The sequence below is a fragment of the Oleiphilus sp. HI0123 genome, assembly GCF_001635315.1.
This window is the reverse complement of the sequence record NZ_LWGE01000491.1, coordinates 1-420: the sequence shown is the minus strand read 5'-3', so window position 1 is coordinate 420 and position 420 is coordinate 1. Positions and strand designations below refer to the sequence as shown.

Here is a 420-nt window from a genome sequence, read left to right as displayed (position 1 = left end):
TATTCGGAGTTTGCATGGGGTTGGTAAGTCGGGATGACCCCCTAGCCCAAACAGTGCTCTACCCCCCAGGGTGATACACGAGGCGCTACCTAAATAGCTTTCGAGGAGAACCAGCTATCTCCGAGTTTGATTAGCCTTTCACTCCTAGCCACAAGTCATCCCCTCATTTTTCAACATAAGTGGGTTCGGTCCTCCAATCAGTGTTACCTGATCTTCAACCTGCTCATGGCTAGATCACTCGGTTTCGGGTCTAATCCTAGCAACTAAACGCCCTATTAAGACTCGGTTTCCCTACGGCTCCCCTATACGGTTAACCTTGCTACTAAAATTAAGTCGCTGACCCATTATACAAAAGGTACGCAGTCACAGAACAAGTCTGCTCCCACTGCTTGTACGCATACGGTTTCAGGATCTATTTCA

At 48.1% G+C, this 420-nt stretch carries 1 rRNA gene; it reads right to left on the bottom strand.

The annotated features are described in order from the left end of the window. Nucleotides 1-420 (bottom strand): 23S ribosomal RNA (locus A3761_RS04650); the annotation flags it as partial.